Genomic DNA, 15679 nt, shown 5'->3' with positions numbered 1-15679 from the left:
CACCGAGGGATCGACGGGGAGGTCCGGAAGTGAGTCATGTCCTGGTCGGCGCACGCGTGCTGATCGGTCTGGTGTTCGTGGTCTCGGCGTTCACGAAACTGCGTGCCTTCGCCGCGTTCCGGGCGTCCGTCACCGGCATGCGGGTGGTGCCGCCCTCGCTGACCGGGCCGGTCGCGGTCGTGGTCGTGGCGGCCGAGACGGCGATTCCGGTGCTGCTGCTGGCACCCGGCACTCCGGCGGCCGGGTTCGTGGTCGCGGTGCTGCTGCTGCTCGCGTTCTCGGCCGGGATCGCGCGCGTGCTCACCGCCGGGACGACCGCGTCGTGCCGCTGTTTCGGGGTGTCGGCGGCACCGTTCGGCCGGCACCACCTCTACCGCAACGGGGTGCTGGCCGTGGCCGCCGTGGCCGGGCTCGTCGCCGCGGTCCTGCCGACCGGCGCGGGCGCTGGAGGCCCCGCTCCCGGCGCGGGGCCGGCCGGCGACGCGATCGCGGCCGGGGTCGCGGCGGTGGCGGCGCTGGCCGTCATCATGCTCGACGAGATCGTCGGGCTGTTCCGCGCGCCGCTCCCCCGCTGAGCCGCCGTCAGGCCGGCTTGACGGCGTGGACGCGTTCGGTGTCGAACGCCTCGTCGGCGAACGGCAGCCGGGCCGCGTCACCCTCGTGCAGGTCGACGTCACGGCCGAGCTCGGCGGCCCGCCGCCGGGCGACCGCCAGCATGCCCGGGCTCACGCCGACACCGGTGACCCGCACGGGCGCCGGATAGTGCGGCAGGTTCCGCCCGGTGCCGACACCGACGTCGAGCACACGGCCTTCGGCGCGCTCGCCGAGCCACTCCCGCCCGCCGGTGAACCAGACCCGCTCCAGGAGCCCGATCTGCCGGTCGTAGCCGGGAGCGGTCCGATCCCAGACCCGCCGGGCTTTCGCCGCACCGTCCTCCGCGCCCATGCCACCCTCCCCGCAGCCGATGCTACGAGCCGCCCGCACTCGCGCCGCGTCGTTAGCATGGGCCGATGTCGAATGCGGCGCCCGCTCGTGCCCGGCTGTCCGGCACCCGCCTGGGCAGGTTCGTCGCCCTGGCGCTGGTGCCGATCGTGGCCGCCGCCATCGGCCTGAGTGCTCTCGGCCTCGTCGCGCCGACCGGCTACATCGTGCTGGACCTGGTCGTCGACAACACGCCCTTCGTGGTGCTGACGGCCGTCACCGCCGGCGCCGGGATCGCGGTCGCGGGCTGGCTGGTGTTCCGGCGCGGGCCGGCGGCGATCGTCGTGCGGGTCGTCACCGGGCTGCTCGCCGCCGTGGTCCTGGCCGCCGGCGTGTTCGTGGCTTTCGCGAAGGCGAGCTTCGCCACGGACGTGCTGTCCACCGAAGTGATCGCGGTGTCCCCGGACGGCGGCCACGAGCTGGTCGTACGGGAGACGCGGGACTGGAAGAACTCGACCCACCACGAGCTGCGGCTGCGGTCGCGGGCCGGGCTGCTGAGCCGTGTCGCCGACACGGATCTGGCCGACATCAGCTGTGTGGCCGGGTTCGCGGACATCGGCCGGATCCGGGCGACGTTCACCGCCGCCCGGGAGGTGACATTCGCGAACGGTGCCGGCCCGGACGTGGTCGTCGCGTTCGACGACGCCCTGCGGCCGACGACGTTCGCCGCGTTCTGCCCGTGACCGGGAGCCAGTGTCAGAAGCCGGGCACGCCGGCGCGCTGACGGGTGCGGGCGTAGGCGCTGCCGACCAGATGGGTGAGGTCGAGCAGGCCGGCGAGGACCACCCAGAACCACTCCCACCCGACCAGGCCGATGCCCGGGGTGTAGAGGATGACGTAGAGCAGGGTCGCGAACGGGAAGAACAGCAGTCCCAGCAGCGGCCAGATCCAGGTGTCGAAGGCGGCGTCGACGAACCGCGGCCGTGCCAGCCAGATGATGAGCAGCGCCAGACGCGGGAAGATCCCGGCGAAGATGGCGAACAGGCAACCCATGTGGACCCCTTCCTCCGGCCCTCAGGATCCTGCGGCCGCGGGGCGCCCCGCCTCATGCGCGGCGGATGAACCGCTCACCCCGTACACCGGCTGTCATGGTTCCCATGGCGGCCACTGTCTTCCTTCTCGTGGTGGGGGCGCGTTTCCTCGTACCCCTGCTGATCCCTCGCTTTCCGTTGCCGGCGATCGTCGCCGCCCTGGTCCTGGACGGCATCGACCAGACCGTCTTCCAGCGGTTCGGTTTCGACCCGCCGGGTTATCAGGGTTACGACAAAGCGATGGACGTCTACTACCTGGCGATCGCCTACCTGTCGACGCTGCGCAACTGGACGAGCCGGCCGGCGGTACGGGTGGCCCGGTTCCTGTACTTCTACCGTCTGATCGGGGTCGTCGCGTTCGAGCTGACCGACTGGCGTCCGCTGCTGATGATCTTCCCGAACACGTTCGAGTACTTCTTCATCGCCTACGAGGTGTACCGGCTGTTCTGGAACCCGGCCCGGGTCGCGCCGCGCTCGTGGATCGTCACCGCCGCCGTGATCTGGATCTTCGTGAAGCTGCCGCAGGAGTGGTGGATCCACATCGCGCAGCTCGACTTCACCGAGACGGTGGCCGAGGTGCCGTGGTTCGGCCCGGCGTGTCTGGCCGGGCTCGCGCTGCTGGGGCTGGGCTGGTGGTTCGTGGTGCGCCCGCGGCAGCCCGCCCACGACTGGGAGTGGCACGTCGCCGCCGATCCGCTGCCCGCGGAGGCGGTCACGGTGGCCGGCCGTAACCGGTGGGTCGCCACCCACGGCCGGTTGTGGTCGGTGGGCACGCTGGAGAAGGTGACGCTGATCGGACTGCTGTGGGTGATCTACAGCCAGGTGTTGCCCGCGACCGGCGCGACCCCGGTGCGGCTCTTCCTCGGTACGGCCGTGTTCGTCCTGATCAACGCGGTGGCCGGTCTCACCGTCGCCCGGTCGGCGCGCGGTGTCGAGCCGACCCTGCTGGCGTTCGGCCTGCGGGTGCTGCTGAACGTCACCCTGGTCGCGGTGGCCGGGCTCGACGGAACCGCCGTCTTCTTCTTCGTCCTGCTGCTGAGCCTGCTCACCCTGCTCGACGACCGTTACCGCCCGATCCACGACATGCGCTTCGCCGCACCGGCGGCACCCTAGAGGACGGTCTCTTCCGGAGGTCTCGGGCCCGGTTCGCCGGATCGGGGGCGGCCGGGCGTGCCACGGTGATCGGCATGCGTATCTACAGGAGCAGGGCCGCCGTCGTCGCGTCGGTGGTGGCGTTCGGGCTGGCCGGCGGTGCCGGGCCGGTGTGGGCCGGTGGGGATTACCGGACGCTGGACGACGCGGAGCTGCTCGGCGTCGTCGGGCGGGTCGACCTGCTGGAGGGCAGCTACACCCACGTGCTGCTGTCGGGGCCGGCCGCCGATCAGGTCCGCGAGGACATGGGGGTGTGCGACATCGACCTGCCGGCCGGTCGGGTGGCGTTCCACCTGGTCGAGGAGACCGCGTCCGGTGCCGATCAGGCCGCGGCCATCGTCGACGAGGTCGCGAAGGGCCGCCCGGAGGCGTACCTCAAGGATCTCCGCAAGAGTGAGTGCGCCGATGATCTCGAGCCGGTCAAGGCGAAGGACGTGCCGTCCGCGGCGGTCTCGCTGACCGACCACGACGCGTCCATCCCGTTCGTCGCGGTCGTCCCGCGCGGCCGGGTGGTGCTGCTGGTCGAGGCGGGGACCCGCGACGCGATGGTGAAGGGCACCGTGGCCGCGGTGGCCGCCTACGACGAGATGGCCCGGGCTACCGGAACCGACACGTAGATCACCACCTCACGTCCGGGCGAGCCCGCCGGCGATGGCCTCGCGGGTCGCGTCGCGCAGCGCCTCGACGCCGTCGAAGTCGGCCGGGGACAGCGGCGGCAGCACCTCGACGCGCGCCCGGATGTGCTCGCGCAGCACGAACCCCTCACGGGGCAGGGCGCGCCGGGTGCCGTGCACGACGATCGGGTAGACCGGCACGCCGTGCCGCACGGCCAGGTCGAACGCGCCGCTCTTGAAAGCCTGGAGATCACCGTCGGAGGTCCGCCGCCCCTCCGGGAAGATCATCAGCGGTGATCCGGCGGCGAGGTGCGCGTCGCAGAGCTCCATCATCCGGCGCACCGACGCGCCACTGCCACGGACCAGGGGCACGTAGCCGTTGAGCCGCATGTTCCACCCGATCACCGGCACGGTGAAGATCTCCTGTTTGGAGACGAACTTGAACGGCCGGAACAGCGCGAACAGCACCAGGATGTCGATCAGCGAGGCGTGGTTGGCGACCAGCACGGCGGGCCCCCGCCAGGGCAGACGGTCCCGGTGCCGGACGCTCAGCCGCCACAGCGGGCAGATGTACACATCACGTCGCCGGCCGCGCCGTCCAGCCCTCCGGACGGGCCCGGATCAGGAGGTGCGGCGGAACGTGGCGTCGGCGCGTTCGGTCGCGGTGCTCACCGGGTCGATCCGGAGCACGTAGTTGCTGTGCCGGATGTAGCGGTCCGGGAAGTTGTACGACTGGAACGACGACCACGAGGAGTCGGCCAGCCCGGCGACCTGCCGGAACGTGGCGTCCGAACGGAACGTCGCGGTCCCGTTGTTGGGCTCCAGCCGCAGCACGTAGTTGTTGTGCCGCAGGTAGTGGCCGGGGAAGTTGACCGACTCGAACGACACGGCGGTGCTGTCGGCCAGGCCGGCGACCACGCGGAACTGGGAGTCCAGCGCCGGGCTGACGTTCGCGTCGATGCGGGTGGCGTAGTTCGAGTGGCGTACGTAGCGGTCCTGGAAGTTGTAGGACTGGATCCGCTGGACCGTGACCGCGCCCGGGTTGTTCAGCTCACCGGACGGCCCGGCCAGGACGGTGGCGTTGGAGACCGGGACTCCGAGGTTGGGTGTGCCGTCGGCGTTCCAGGAGATCCGCTGCGCCCGGCTGGTACGGGTGGTGCCGCACCCCTGCGACGCCGAGTCGTTGGCGTGGTAGACGATCCAGTCCTCGGTGCCGTCGGGCGACTTGAAGAAGCTGTGGTGCGCCGGGCCGTACACCCCGTTGGTGTCGCTGCGCTGGAAGAGCGGGCTGGCCATCTTGGTCCAGGAGCTACGGACCAGCGGGTCGGACCCGGTCAGTTCGAGCGCCCCGATCTTGTAGTCGGGGGTGCCGCAGTAGCTGGCCGAGTAGGTGAGGAACGTGCGGCTGCCCCGCTGGAGCACGAACGGCCCCTCGTTGACCGGGTTGCCGACCTTCTCCCAGGCGTAGGTCGGCTCGGAGATGATCGTGCCGAGGGCGGCCGGCGTCCACGGGTTGGTCAGCCGGCTGATGAACAGGCTCTGCAGGCCGCCGTTCTCGAAGCCGCTGTTGTTGTTGAACGCCGAGAACACGAAGTAGTTGACCCCGCCGACGGTCATCACGCTGCCGTCGATGGACCAGCCGTTGTCCGGCATCAGGACCAGGGCGCCCTTGTACGTGTAGGGCCCCATCGGATCGGTGCCGGAGCTCTCCAGCACGTGCTGGCGCTGTCCACCGCAGCACGCGGACGGACCGGCCGAGTAGTACAGGTACCAGCGCTGGCCGTTCGGCCCGTTGAGCAGGTGCAGGCTCGGTGCCCACATGTTCGACACGGCGTTGGGCTGCGACATGGTGAACACGGTCGTCTCGGCCGCGGTCTTCAGGCCGGCCAGCGTGGACGACTTGCGGATGAGGATCCTGCCGGTCCAGGTGGTGGCCGCGTAGTAGTAGCTGCCGTTGTAGTAGCCCATCCAGGGGTCGGCGCTGTTGGGCGTACCCACGATGGGGTTCTGGAAGCCGGCGCCCGGTGCGGCGGCGGCCGGGGTCGGAGCGGCGCCGACGAGTGCCGCCACCGTCAACAGGGCTAGGAACATTCCACGCAGACGCACGCGGCCCCCTTAGTTAGCGCTCACAAGAATGACCGGCATGTTACGAGACATAGACAGACTTAACAAGAGACATGAATCGCCGCGACACGCAGATTTCGGAGAGGTTTCTTGACGTACATCCGATCGACGTGCATGTTAACGATCACACGTCGTACCGTCCCCCGCCTGCAAGGAAGTCATCAATGGGTTTCCCCGCTCGCATACGCCGCAAGGCCACGGTCGTGCTGGCCCTGATGGTCGTGCTGCTGGCCGGACTCGCCGCACCGGCGTCCGCCCAGTTCATCTCGATCACGAACCCGGTCATCAAGCAGCGCGCCGACACCGCGATCTTCAAGCACACCGACGGCTACTACTACATGACCGCCTCGGTCCCCGACTACAAGCGGGTCGAACTGCGCCGGGCCACCACCCTCCAGGGCCTGGGCAGCGCCGCGACCAGCAACGCGTTCGTCGCCCCGTCCAGCGGCGCGCTCAGCGGCTGGATCTGGGCGCCGGACATCCAGTACATCGACGGCGCCTGGTACATGTACTTCTCCGCGTCGCCCAACACCGCCCAGTTCGACCAGCGGCTCTACTGGATCCGTAACACCAGCGCCAACCCGATGACCGGCACATGGAGCGCGCCGCAGCGGTTCAACACCGGCTGGGAGTCGTTCCAGCTCGACGCCGCGGTCTTCGTCAACAAGGGCGTGCGCTACTTCGCCTGGGCCCAGGACAGCCCGGACACCAACTTCAACAGCCACATGTACCTCGCCCGGATGAACGGCCCGACCGCGATCACCGGCACCGCCGTGGAGATCGCCCGGCCGACCGTCGCCTGGGAGAAGGAGGGCGTGGCGGGCGTCGTCGAGGGCCCGTCCCCGCTGGTCAAGAACGGCCGGGTCTACATCGCCTACTCCGCGTCGGCCACCGACTCCCGGTACAAGCTGGGCCTGCTCTCCTCGTGGGACACCGCCGACCTGCTCAACCCGGCATCCTGGTACAAGCACCCGAACCCGGTCTTCCAGACGGCCAACGGCGTCTACGGTCCCGGGCACGGCAGCTTCACCGTGGCCGAGGACGGCGTCACCGACATGCTGGTCTACCACGCCCGGGACTACGCCACCCCGACCCCGGACGCGCTGACCGACCCGAACCGGCACACCCGCATGCAGCAGCTGCTGTGGCGGGAGAACGGCGACCCGTTCTTCGGCCAGCCGATCCCCAGCACCGTGGTCAACCCCGGCATCCGCGGTCAGCACAGCAACCGCTGCGTCGACAACTGGAACCGGGACACCACGCTGAACGCACTGGTCCGGCTCTACGACTGCAACGGCGGGACCGCCCAGCAGTTCGAGCTGAACTACAAGAACGGCACCTACTACGAGATCCGCAACCGCAACACCGGCACCTGCCTGTCGAACATCAACAGCAGCACCGCGTCGAACGCCGACGTCGGCCTCTTCACCTGCAACGGCTCCACCGCCCAGCAGTGGATCGTCCAGGACCGGGGCAGCGGCTGGTTCTCCCTGCGCAACGTCGCCGGCAACTCCTGCCTGGACAACTACAACTGGGACGCCGCGAACGGCGCCCGCCTCTCCCTCTACCCCTGCAACGGCCTGGCCGCCCAGTTCTGGCGCCTCGGCTGACCCTGGTGACGGCCCCGGCGGAGAGGTGCTCCGCCGGGGCCGGTCCCGTGTCGCGGGTGGTCACGCCATGCGGACCCGGGGCCCCCGCCTCATGTGCCGCAACCGGGAACGCAGCCGCTCCTGGAGCAGATCCACGGCCTCGGTCATCGTCTCGCCGACGGCGTGCACGTGGACACCGGCGCCGTTGACGTCGACCTGCACGTCGGCACGGTCACCGGGCGCGGCGGTGTCGAGGGTCAGCCGGATCCGCAGCACCGGCGCCGGGGCGTGCTGCAACGCCGCGAGCACCTTCCGCCGGGCATATCCCGCGACCTCCGGCGAGACATCGCCGTGGAGGTACACCTGCGGGTCCAGAACCAGATCGGTGACGGTCATGATCGCCTCCATCAGGGCTTCACCCGTTCCCGTTGCAACGGGCTGATCTTCACCATGCTCCGCCCCGGGCCCCACCGGCCAGGGCCGTTCGACCCGCACCCGAACGAGGCTCCAATCGGTCTTCGACCAGGTCCTTCCCACCGCTCCGTCCCACCGCTCCCACCCACCGTTCCTGCCCACCACGATGGCCCGGCACGATGGCCCGGCATGGGACGGCCGGCCGATCAGGGACGCTGGGCCGCCCAGTCGTCGATCGCCCGATGAACCGCGGCCAGGCGCGAAGGATCCCACGCGGCGGCCGGGTCCGGCTCCAGGAACGTCGTCGCGACGCCGGCGACGGTCAGCGCCGACAGGGACCAGCGCTGTTCGGTGCGAGCGCCGAACGGGCCGGCCACCGTCTCGCGGGCGGCGATGTCGGGGGCGGCCAGCTCGGTGACGACCAGGCCGTGCACGGTGACGCTGAGGACGGACGCGAGGGTCGGAAAGCCGGCGTTGAGCTCGGGCCGCAACCGGTAGCCGAGGAGCCCGGCCATCACGGACCAGGCCTCGGCGATGGCGGCGACCCGGGTGCGCTCCGACTCGGCGAGCGCCGCCCGGACCTGATCGCGCAACTCGCCGTCGGCCAGACCGGAGACCGTGGCACAGAGGGCGTGATACGTCCGCCAGGCCGGAGACGCGAGGATGGCCCGCAGGTCGAACAGCGCCAGCCTGCGGATCAGCTCGATCATCACGTCGTGCCGGCCGGCGGGGGTGGCCAGGGCGTCCTCGTGCTCGTCCAGGATCTGTTTGATCAGGCCGATCTCGTCGCGGAAGATCGGCGGCCCGGCGGTGCGAGCCAGTTCCTTGACCAGGTCGCCGAAGAACTGATCCTTGTACGGCCAATGCCGGTAGGCGGTGCTGCGGGACACGTCGGCCGCACGGATGACCGCCTCGAAACTGAGGTGCTCGAGGCTGACGGTGAGACCGTCCCGATCGATCATCGCGAGGGCCGCCGCCAGCATACGGTCACGGGTCTCGGCATCACTGAGCCGCCGGGTCCGCCGGGAGAGCGCATTTCTCTGCTCCATCGGCAGAAGCGTACTGCAGATCCCGCGAATATTGGACTTGAGACTTCATGTCCCAAGTATCAAAGTCGAGTATGGAGACCGACGACAACGGAAGGTCCGACCATGCTGCTGCACGACGACCGGCTCCGCGCCATGTACGCGGGCGGCCGAGGTGACGCCACCGCCCGCCGCTTCGCCCGCTTCTGGGCTGCCGTCTTCGGAGCCGGGCTCGTCCCCCGGCGATGGGTCACCCTCGAGGTGGCCGGCCGACGGACCGGCCGGGTCACCCGGTTCCCGCTGGGCATGGCCCGCTGGCAGGACCGGTGGTTCCTGGTGCCGATGCTCGGCGGCGACTGCAACTGGGTCCGCAATGTCCGGGCCGCCGGCGGCCGCGCCGTCATCCGCCACCGGCGCGCCCGCCCCTGCACGCTGACCGAGATCCCACCCGCGGACCGGGCCCCGATCCTGCGGTCCTTCCTGCACCAGGTCCCCGGCGCCCGGCCACACGTCCCCGTCGACCGCGACGCGCCGCTCGACGCGTTCACCGCGATCAGCGACCGCTATCCCGCATTCCGGGTGGATTTCGACAACGACGCGCACCGGGCCGGAGCCGGGCACGACGACGGGCGGGTCCGGCCCCGCGCCCGGCACCGGCTGCGATGGTTCGCCGCGATCGCCGTGGTCACCGTGCTCGGCCTGCTCGGTGCGGCCGCGGCGGCCGTCGCGCTCCAGCCCTCCCCCGCCGCCCTGACCCTGCCCGCCGCCGGGCCGCCCGCGTCCGGTTCACCGGCCGGGCACTGGCGGATCACCGCCGGATCAGTGGCCGGGTTCCGTGTGGAGCAGACCTTCCTCGGCGTGACCAGCGAGGTCACCGGCCGCGCCGAGGGCGTGACCGGCACGATGACGGTCACCGGCGACCGGATCGACACGGCCGAGGCTCGCATCGACCTGCTCACCCTGACCAGCGACGGCCGGGAGCCCGCACCCCAGTTCGCCGCGAGCCTGGAGACCGCACGCTTCCCGGAGGCCACCGTGCGGCTGACCGGACCGATACCGCTGGGCAGCACCCCGGGCACGGCCACCGGGACGGTGGTCACCGCGACCGGCGAGCTGACCCTGCACGGCGTCACCCGCACGGTGACCACGACGTTGTCGGTCCGGCGCGACGCCGAGGGCCTCGCGATCGCCGGGGCCGTCCCGGTCCGTTTCGCCGACTGGGACATCAGGACACCGACGGGGTACGGCGTACTCGGCTCCCTGGCCGACCACGGCATCGCCGAGTTCCTGCTGATCCTGCGAAACGACGGACCCTGAACGATTCCCGCCGGGTGACGGGCTTGCCCCCGGTGCTCCCCGGGTGGACCGTTGGAGCAGGTGAGACGACCTGCGGGGGCAGGCATCCAGCGGCGCCACGGGTCGTGTCCGAGTTGGAGGCCGTCATGTTCCCCGCGTCACGCCGATTCCCGGCCGTTCTGGTCCTTCTCCTGCTCACACCGTCGGCCGCCTGCGCCGAGGAAGCCGCACCCGCACCGCCGAAGGCCGCCACCGCACCCCTGGCGCCGAAGGCCACGACCACGCCCGTACCGCCGGCGGCCGCCGCCACGCCCGTACCGCCGAAGCCCGCAGCCGTGACGTGGGGGACCGGCCCGGTGACCGTGCCGCGCAGTCCCGCCGTGCCGCCGGTCCCTGTGGTGACCGGAATCCGGTATGCGGCGCATCCCGCCGAGGGTTACGACCGCATCGTGTTCGACATCAGCGGCGCCGCCCCCGGCTATGCGGTGCGGTATGTCGACGAGGTCCGCGCCGACCCGTCCGACAGGATCGTCACCGTGCCCGGCCGGGCGTTCCTGCTGGTGGTGCTGACCCCGGCACAGGCGCACCGCGACGACGGCAGGGTCACGGTCTCCGGAACCCGCCGCCTCGACCTGCCGATGCTGCGCGCCTACGCGGTGACCGGCGACTTCGAGGGACACGTGTCGATCGCGCTGGGCCTGGACGACGTGGTCGGTTTCCGGGTCGGCGAGGCGTCCGGCCGCATCTATGTGGACGTCGCGGCCTGACCGCCGTCGCGGAAGCGCCGCGGCGGGTCGCCGCCAGCACCGTCGCCCCTGGTGGACAGCCACAAACCCCGGCGGGGACGAGCAGCGCTCGACCATTCGACCACTGTCGATCGGGCCGCCGGTCGTGATAGGACCTGGGTCATGATTCCCGAGGAACTCACCGCACTGGCGACGTCTGGTGCAAACGTGCTGGTGGCGGCGATGGCGACGAGCGCGTGGTCCGCTGTCCGACGCGGCTTCGTCACCTTGCTGAGCCGTGGCCGGACCGACGACTGGGCCGGCAATGAGCTAGATCGCCGCGAGAGGCTGATCGAGGGTGGAGCGGGTCGGGAGATTCAGGTCGAAGTCCTGGCCTCCCACATTGAGAGCCTGTTGTCCCAGCACCCGGAGGTAGCGGGCGAACTGCGCGATCTCATCGCCGAGTCCGAGAAGACCGTCGCATCCAGTAGCGTGGTCGTGCAGAGCACGGGTTCCATCACGACCAGCAACTCGGCGGGCAGCATCAACATCTCCGGCCTGGCCGGCAACGTCACCGCGCATGCCCGCAATGACGCCAGCTGACAGCACCGGCTCGATCACGGGCGAGAACAGTCCCCACTCGATCAATGTTTCGGGGATCACCGGCGACATCCACTACCTCGCGACAGTCAACGCAGCGGCGCCGGCGGCGGACCTCCACCCCAGAGTCCTCGCGCGGGACTTGTTGAGAGTCTCGGTGCCCCGCGATCTCGCCACCCGTCTGGGCTGCGTCAAGCCGCGTACGGTCGCCGTCGAGATCCTCGCCGAGCTCGAGGAACTCGATCGAGGGCAGGCGGTGGCAATAGCCCCCTACCTCAACGACGAACTGGTTCGGGCAGCCCGTGAACGCGGACTTCTCGTGGCCGCATTCGAGGCCTCGGCGGCGATCCACGAATGCTGGAAACGGCACCGGACCTCACTAGGCGACGAGACCGGCGTGCTCGAGGTCGCCCCCGCGCCGAAACTGCGGTACCTCGCCGAATCGGGTTTCCGCACGACCTACGAGAACGGAGTCGTCCTCTGGTCACCGGTGACCGGCGCACACGCCCTCTGGTGGGGCATCGCCGACTACCACCGCAGACAGGGCGGTACGGCCGGGAGGCTCGGATTCCCGGTCACCGACGAGCAGAGCGCCGTCCAGCCGCCGGCCGTGCTACAACGCTTCCAGGACAAACAGGATTACGGTCACGCCGTGACCGAGGCGTTGGGCATCCGCTGCGGCGCGACCGCCTACTGGTCGCCCGAAACCGGTGTGCACAGCACCTGGGGAGGCATCGGTGAGCACTACGAACTGCTCGGTGGCCCTTCTCAGCGACTGGGTTTCCCGATCGAGGACGAGGAGGCAGCCGGCCCGTCGCCACAAGGCACCACCGGCTGGCGGCAACAATTCCAACGAGGGGTGATCCTCTGGAGCGAGGAGACCCGAGGGGTCGCCGTCCTCGCGGCTCCTGAGGACGCACCGGCATCGACCCCCAGCATCGCGGCTTACTACGAGAAGGCAGGCGGGGTGACCGGACCACTCGGGTTCCCGGTCGGCCCGCGGCACGACGCGGCGATGTCGCCTCGGGCCACCCGTGGGACGCTGCAGCGATTCCAGGGCCGCTGGAGGTACGGCGTCGAGATCACCGACGCCTGGGACGGCGAGATCGGCGGCGCGACCGTCTATCGCGTCTGGCGACACGACGCCGAACCGCACGCAGTCAGTGGGGCGATCGGACAATGCCACGAACGTCAAGGCGGGACCGGAGGATGGCTCGGATTCCCGCTCACCGACGAGATCCATGTCGAACTCGGCCGCCAGGTGTGGCAACTCTTCGAGGGCGGCGCGGTCTTCTGGACAGGGCCACGCGACACGATCGTGGTGCGCGGGGAATTCGCCCCGGCGCAGGTCGACGATCTGATCGCGGTGCTGGGCTTCCCTACTCACGCGGAGGAGCCCTTCGGCCGCGGCAGCGTGCAATTCTTCGAACTCGGCGTACGAACGGTCCTGGAGGGCACCGCCCGTTGCTGGGTCGGGCCGAACCGCGACACAAGGTGAATGTCGGGCGTCACGGGTCGACAGGTGTCCGGCATTCACACAGGCCTCGCTGGTCACGGCAGGCAACCTAGTCACCGGCTGCGCCGAATGTTCTCGGGCGGGCCTCCGGAGGGACGATCATGTCGGTGTGACCATCTTGACCCGTATGCGCCTCGGCGTACGTCTGGCGGTGGCCTTCGCCGTCGTCGTCGGGCTGATGCTGCTGATGATGGCGGAGGCCCTGACCACCTCGTCGCGTCAGCACGACGCCACCGACAAGATGGAACGGGCCCAGCAGTTCGTCGCCACGGTGAAGGACGCCAAGTTCTCGGCCGCCGACTTCAACGGCTGGCAGACCGCCTACGCGTTCGACGCCGTCCGTGGTGTCGCCGACGCCGCCTCCGACACCGGGTCGTCGCGGGCCGAGTTCCTCGCCGCGGTCGAGACGTTCCGGGCCCGCACCGAGGCGGCGGCCGGTCTCGCCCCCACCGACGCGGTCCAGGACGTGCTGCGGCAGATCGGGACGCAACTCGACGAGTTCATGACCGTCGACGCCGAGATCGCCCGGCTGTACGCGGTCAACAACGACAAGGCCGGCAGCGCGCTCGTGCTGGGCAAGGAGATCGAACTGTTCAAGCAGATCGGTGACCTGCTCGACCAGGCGTCCGCGGCGGCCGACAGCGAGTTCGCCGCGGCCAAGGCCGACGCCGCCGCCGCCCATCAGACCGGCACCCGCCTGACCTGGGCCGTCGGCATCGGCGCGGTCGTGCTGGCGATCGTGCTGGCGGTGATGGTCACGCTGTCGGTGACCCGGCCGGTCGAGCGGATCCGTCAGCGGCTGGACCTGCTCGCCGACGGTGACCTGGCGACCCCGGTCGAGATCAGCGGCCGTGACGAGATCGCGTCGATGGCCGGTGCCCTGGACCGCAGCATCACCTCGCTGGGCCGGGTGATGAGCACGATCGACGAGTCGTCGAGTGCCCTGGCCGCGGCCGCGGAGGAGATGTCGGCCGCCTCCAACGAGATCGCCGCCTCGGCCGAGGAGTCGGCCGTGCAGGCGCAGGCGGTCGCCGAGGCCGCCAACCAGGTGTCGAACAACGTGCAGGCCGTCTCGGCGGGCAGCGAGCAGATGGGCGCGTCGATCCGCGAGATCGCCCATTCGACCAGCGAGGCGGCGGCCGTCGCGGTGACCGCGGTGCAGGCGGCCGAGGCGGCCAACAGCACCGTCGCCTCGCTGGGCGAGTCGTCCCGGGAGATCAGCGAGGTGGTCAAGGTGATCACCTCGATCGCCGAGCAGACCAACCTGCTGGCCCTGAACGCGACGATCGAGTCGGCGCGGGCCGGTGAGGCGGGCAAGGGGTTCGCCGTGGTGGCCGGTGAGGTCAAGGAGCTGGCGCAGGAGACGGCCCGGGCCACCGAGGACATCATCCGCCGGGTCGACGCCATCCAGAGCGGCACCACCAGCGCCGTCGCGGCGATCGGCGAGATCGCCACGGTCATCCAGCGGGTCAGCGACTACCAGACCACGATCGCCTCGGCGGTCGAGGAGCAGACCGCCACGACGGCCGAGATGAACCGGAGTGTCTCCGACACCGCGCAGGCCGCCGACGCGATCGCGGTCAACGTGTCCACGGTGGCCGAGGCCGCCCAGCACACCACCCACGGTGTGACCGAGGCGCAGCAGGCCACGGCGGAACTGGCCGGTATGTCGGCCAGCCTGCGGACCCTGGTCTCGCACTTCCGTTACTGACCCCAAATCGCCCGTAGCCGGCCGGCCTCGGCGGCGGCCTGCGCGTATCCGGCCTCGGCGGCCGGGCGGCGACGGGCCGGGTCGAGCACGTTGGCGCCGATCGCACGGACCGCCGCCGCGTCCGGTGACACGACGGCGCCCCGCACCTCCGGCCCGAGGCTCGCGAGCTGCACCTCGGGGCGGCCGGACCGCCGTGCCGAACGGACCGTCGGGGCCAGCACCACCACCTGGCGGCAGCCGGCGGCGAGATCCACGTTCGCCACCGAGCGGACTCCCCCGTCGACGTAGCGGACGCCGCCGATCGTCGCCGGCGGCCACACCAGCGGGACCGCGCAGCTGGCGGAGACGGCGTCGATCAGGGAGACACCGCTGGTGGCGTCGAACACCCGTACCTCCCCGGTCTCGGCCTCGACGGCGGTGATCCGCAACCGGACCGCCGGCCAGGCACCGTCGCCGATCCGCCGGGCGATCACCGCGCGCCGCTCCTGCTCCGGCACCGTGCGGGTGCGCAGCGCCCGGCGGCCCAGCCAGGCGCGGCCCCGCACCGGATCGCCCGGCCAGAGGCCGGCGACCAGGAAACCCAGGATCACCCCGGGGCCGATGCGGGCGGACAACTCACCCGTCGCGTCGGCGAGCTGTGCGTCGAAGAGATCCCGCAGCGGTACGCCGGAGAGCACCTGAGCGGCCACCGAGGAGCCGGCCGACGTCCCGACGAACAGCCCGGCATCGGTCAGGTCGACGCCCCTCTCGGCGAGCCCGTGCAGCAGTCCGATCTCCCAGGCCACGCCGGTGACGCCGCCCCCGCCGAGCACCAGTGCCTTGCCGTCAGAATCCATGACGACGATCCAAGCATGTCGATGACGGCGGCGGTAATGGTCTGACCAGGAAAGACCGGCGCGCC

General features: G+C 70.7%; 17 protein-coding genes. 10 read left to right on the top strand and 7 right to left on the bottom strand.

The window, feature by feature from the left end; genetic code table 11:
- The first annotated feature begins 29 nt into the window (after nt 1-29).
- Nucleotides 30-575 carry a MauE/DoxX family redox-associated membrane protein gene (locus ACFO0C_RS35435; protein ID WP_378071140.1) on the top strand — a complete coding sequence of 182 codons (546 nt, stop codon included), beginning with the start codon at nt 30-32 and terminating at the stop codon, nt 573-575.
- A 7-nt stretch (nt 576-582) separates the two neighbouring features.
- Here ACFO0C_RS35435 and ACFO0C_RS35430 read toward each other — a convergent pair whose 3' ends face one another.
- Nucleotides 583-945 (bottom strand): class I SAM-dependent methyltransferase, encoded by a 363-nt coding sequence (locus ACFO0C_RS35430; protein WP_378071139.1) that lies wholly within the window; start codon nt 943-945, stop codon nt 583-585.
- Between the two features lie 65 nt (nt 946-1010).
- Between ACFO0C_RS35430 and ACFO0C_RS35425 the strand changes: the two genes are divergently transcribed.
- Nucleotides 1011-1664, top strand: a complete 654-nt coding sequence (locus tag ACFO0C_RS35425; RefSeq protein ID WP_378071138.1) for a hypothetical protein — start codon at nt 1011-1013, stop codon at nt 1662-1664.
- A 13-nt stretch (nt 1665-1677) separates the two neighbouring features.
- On the opposite strand, the gene ACFO0C_RS35420 is transcribed toward ACFO0C_RS35425, so the two are convergent.
- Nucleotides 1678-1974: a hypothetical protein gene (locus ACFO0C_RS35420; RefSeq protein ID WP_378071137.1), complete on the bottom strand. Its 297-nt coding sequence runs from the start codon at nt 1972-1974 to the stop codon at nt 1678-1680.
- Between the two features lie 104 nt (nt 1975-2078).
- Between ACFO0C_RS35420 and ACFO0C_RS35415 the strand changes: the two genes are divergently transcribed.
- Complete coding sequence (locus ACFO0C_RS35415; RefSeq protein WP_378071136.1) at nt 2079-3125, top strand: hypothetical protein; 1047 nt, start codon at nt 2079-2081, stop codon at nt 3123-3125.
- A gap of 74 nt (nt 3126-3199) precedes the next feature.
- On the top strand, nt 3200-3781 hold the full coding sequence (locus ACFO0C_RS35410; protein ID WP_378071135.1) for a hypothetical protein: 582 nt from the start codon (nt 3200-3202) through the stop codon (nt 3779-3781).
- Between the two features lie 9 nt (nt 3782-3790).
- Here ACFO0C_RS35410 and ACFO0C_RS35405 read toward each other — a convergent pair whose 3' ends face one another.
- Nucleotides 3791-4354, bottom strand: a complete 564-nt coding sequence (locus ACFO0C_RS35405; RefSeq protein WP_378071134.1) for a lysophospholipid acyltransferase family protein — start codon at nt 4352-4354, stop codon at nt 3791-3793.
- A gap of 45 nt (nt 4355-4399) precedes the next feature.
- The gene (locus ACFO0C_RS35400; RefSeq protein WP_378071133.1) at nt 4400-5884 is read right to left on the bottom strand and encodes a family 43 glycosylhydrolase; all 1485 of its coding nucleotides are present in this window, start codon (nt 5882-5884) and stop codon (nt 4400-4402) included.
- 182 nt (nt 5885-6066) lie between these two features.
- Here ACFO0C_RS35400 and ACFO0C_RS35395 point away from each other — a divergent pair, with 182 nt between their 5' ends.
- Nucleotides 6067-7512, top strand: coding sequence for a family 43 glycosylhydrolase (locus ACFO0C_RS35395; RefSeq protein ID WP_378071132.1), 1446 nt, complete (start codon nt 6067-6069; stop codon nt 7510-7512).
- Between the two features lie 60 nt (nt 7513-7572).
- Here ACFO0C_RS35395 and ACFO0C_RS35390 read toward each other — a convergent pair whose 3' ends face one another.
- Together ACFO0C_RS35390 and ACFO0C_RS35385 are read right to left on the bottom strand one after the other, a co-directional pair.
- The gene (locus ACFO0C_RS35390) at nt 7573-7887 is read right to left on the bottom strand and encodes an HPF/RaiA family ribosome-associated protein (protein WP_378071131.1); all 315 of its coding nucleotides are present in this window, start codon (nt 7885-7887) and stop codon (nt 7573-7575) included.
- A 224-nt stretch (nt 7888-8111) separates the two neighbouring features.
- Nucleotides 8112-8954 carry a TetR/AcrR family transcriptional regulator gene (locus ACFO0C_RS35385; RefSeq protein WP_378071130.1) on the bottom strand — a complete coding sequence of 281 codons (843 nt, stop codon included), beginning with the start codon at nt 8952-8954 and terminating at the stop codon, nt 8112-8114.
- Between the two features lie 102 nt (nt 8955-9056).
- Between ACFO0C_RS35385 and ACFO0C_RS35380 the strand changes: the two genes are divergently transcribed.
- From ACFO0C_RS35380 to ACFO0C_RS35360, 5 genes are all read left to right on the top strand, one after another.
- A complete protein-coding gene (locus ACFO0C_RS35380; protein WP_378071129.1) occupies nt 9057-10247 on the top strand; it encodes a nitroreductase/quinone reductase family protein in 1191 nt (396 codons plus the stop codon).
- Between the two features lie 125 nt (nt 10248-10372).
- On the top strand, nt 10373-10993 hold the full coding sequence (locus tag ACFO0C_RS35375; protein WP_378071128.1) for an AMIN-like domain-containing (lipo)protein: 621 nt from the start codon (nt 10373-10375) through the stop codon (nt 10991-10993).
- A 141-nt stretch (nt 10994-11134) separates the two neighbouring features.
- Nucleotides 11135-11554, top strand: a complete 420-nt coding sequence (locus ACFO0C_RS35370) for a hypothetical protein (protein WP_378071127.1) — start codon at nt 11135-11137, stop codon at nt 11552-11554.
- 154 nt (nt 11555-11708) lie between these two features.
- Complete coding sequence (locus ACFO0C_RS35365; protein WP_378071126.1) at nt 11709-13049, top strand: LGFP repeat-containing protein; 1341 nt, start codon at nt 11709-11711, stop codon at nt 13047-13049.
- 127 nt (nt 13050-13176) lie between these two features.
- The gene (locus ACFO0C_RS35360; protein ID WP_378071125.1) at nt 13177-14778 is read left to right on the top strand and encodes a methyl-accepting chemotaxis protein; all 1602 of its coding nucleotides are present in this window, start codon (nt 13177-13179) and stop codon (nt 14776-14778) included.
- Here the strand turns inward: ACFO0C_RS35360 and ACFO0C_RS35355 are convergent.
- Nucleotides 14772-15614 carry a patatin-like phospholipase family protein gene (locus tag ACFO0C_RS35355; RefSeq protein WP_378071124.1) on the bottom strand — a complete coding sequence of 281 codons (843 nt, stop codon included), beginning with the start codon at nt 15612-15614 and terminating at the stop codon, nt 14772-14774. The genes ACFO0C_RS35360 and ACFO0C_RS35355 overlap by 7 nt on opposite strands.
- Nucleotides 15615-15679 lie beyond the last annotated feature (65 nt).

It is taken from the genome of Actinoplanes subglobosus, from assembly GCF_042650585.1.
Classification (GTDB): Bacteria; Actinomycetota; Actinomycetes; order Mycobacteriales; family Micromonosporaceae; genus Actinoplanes; species Actinoplanes subglobosus.
The sequence above is the reverse complement of the archived record's forward strand: the minus strand, read 5'-3'. Positions and strand labels throughout refer to the sequence as shown.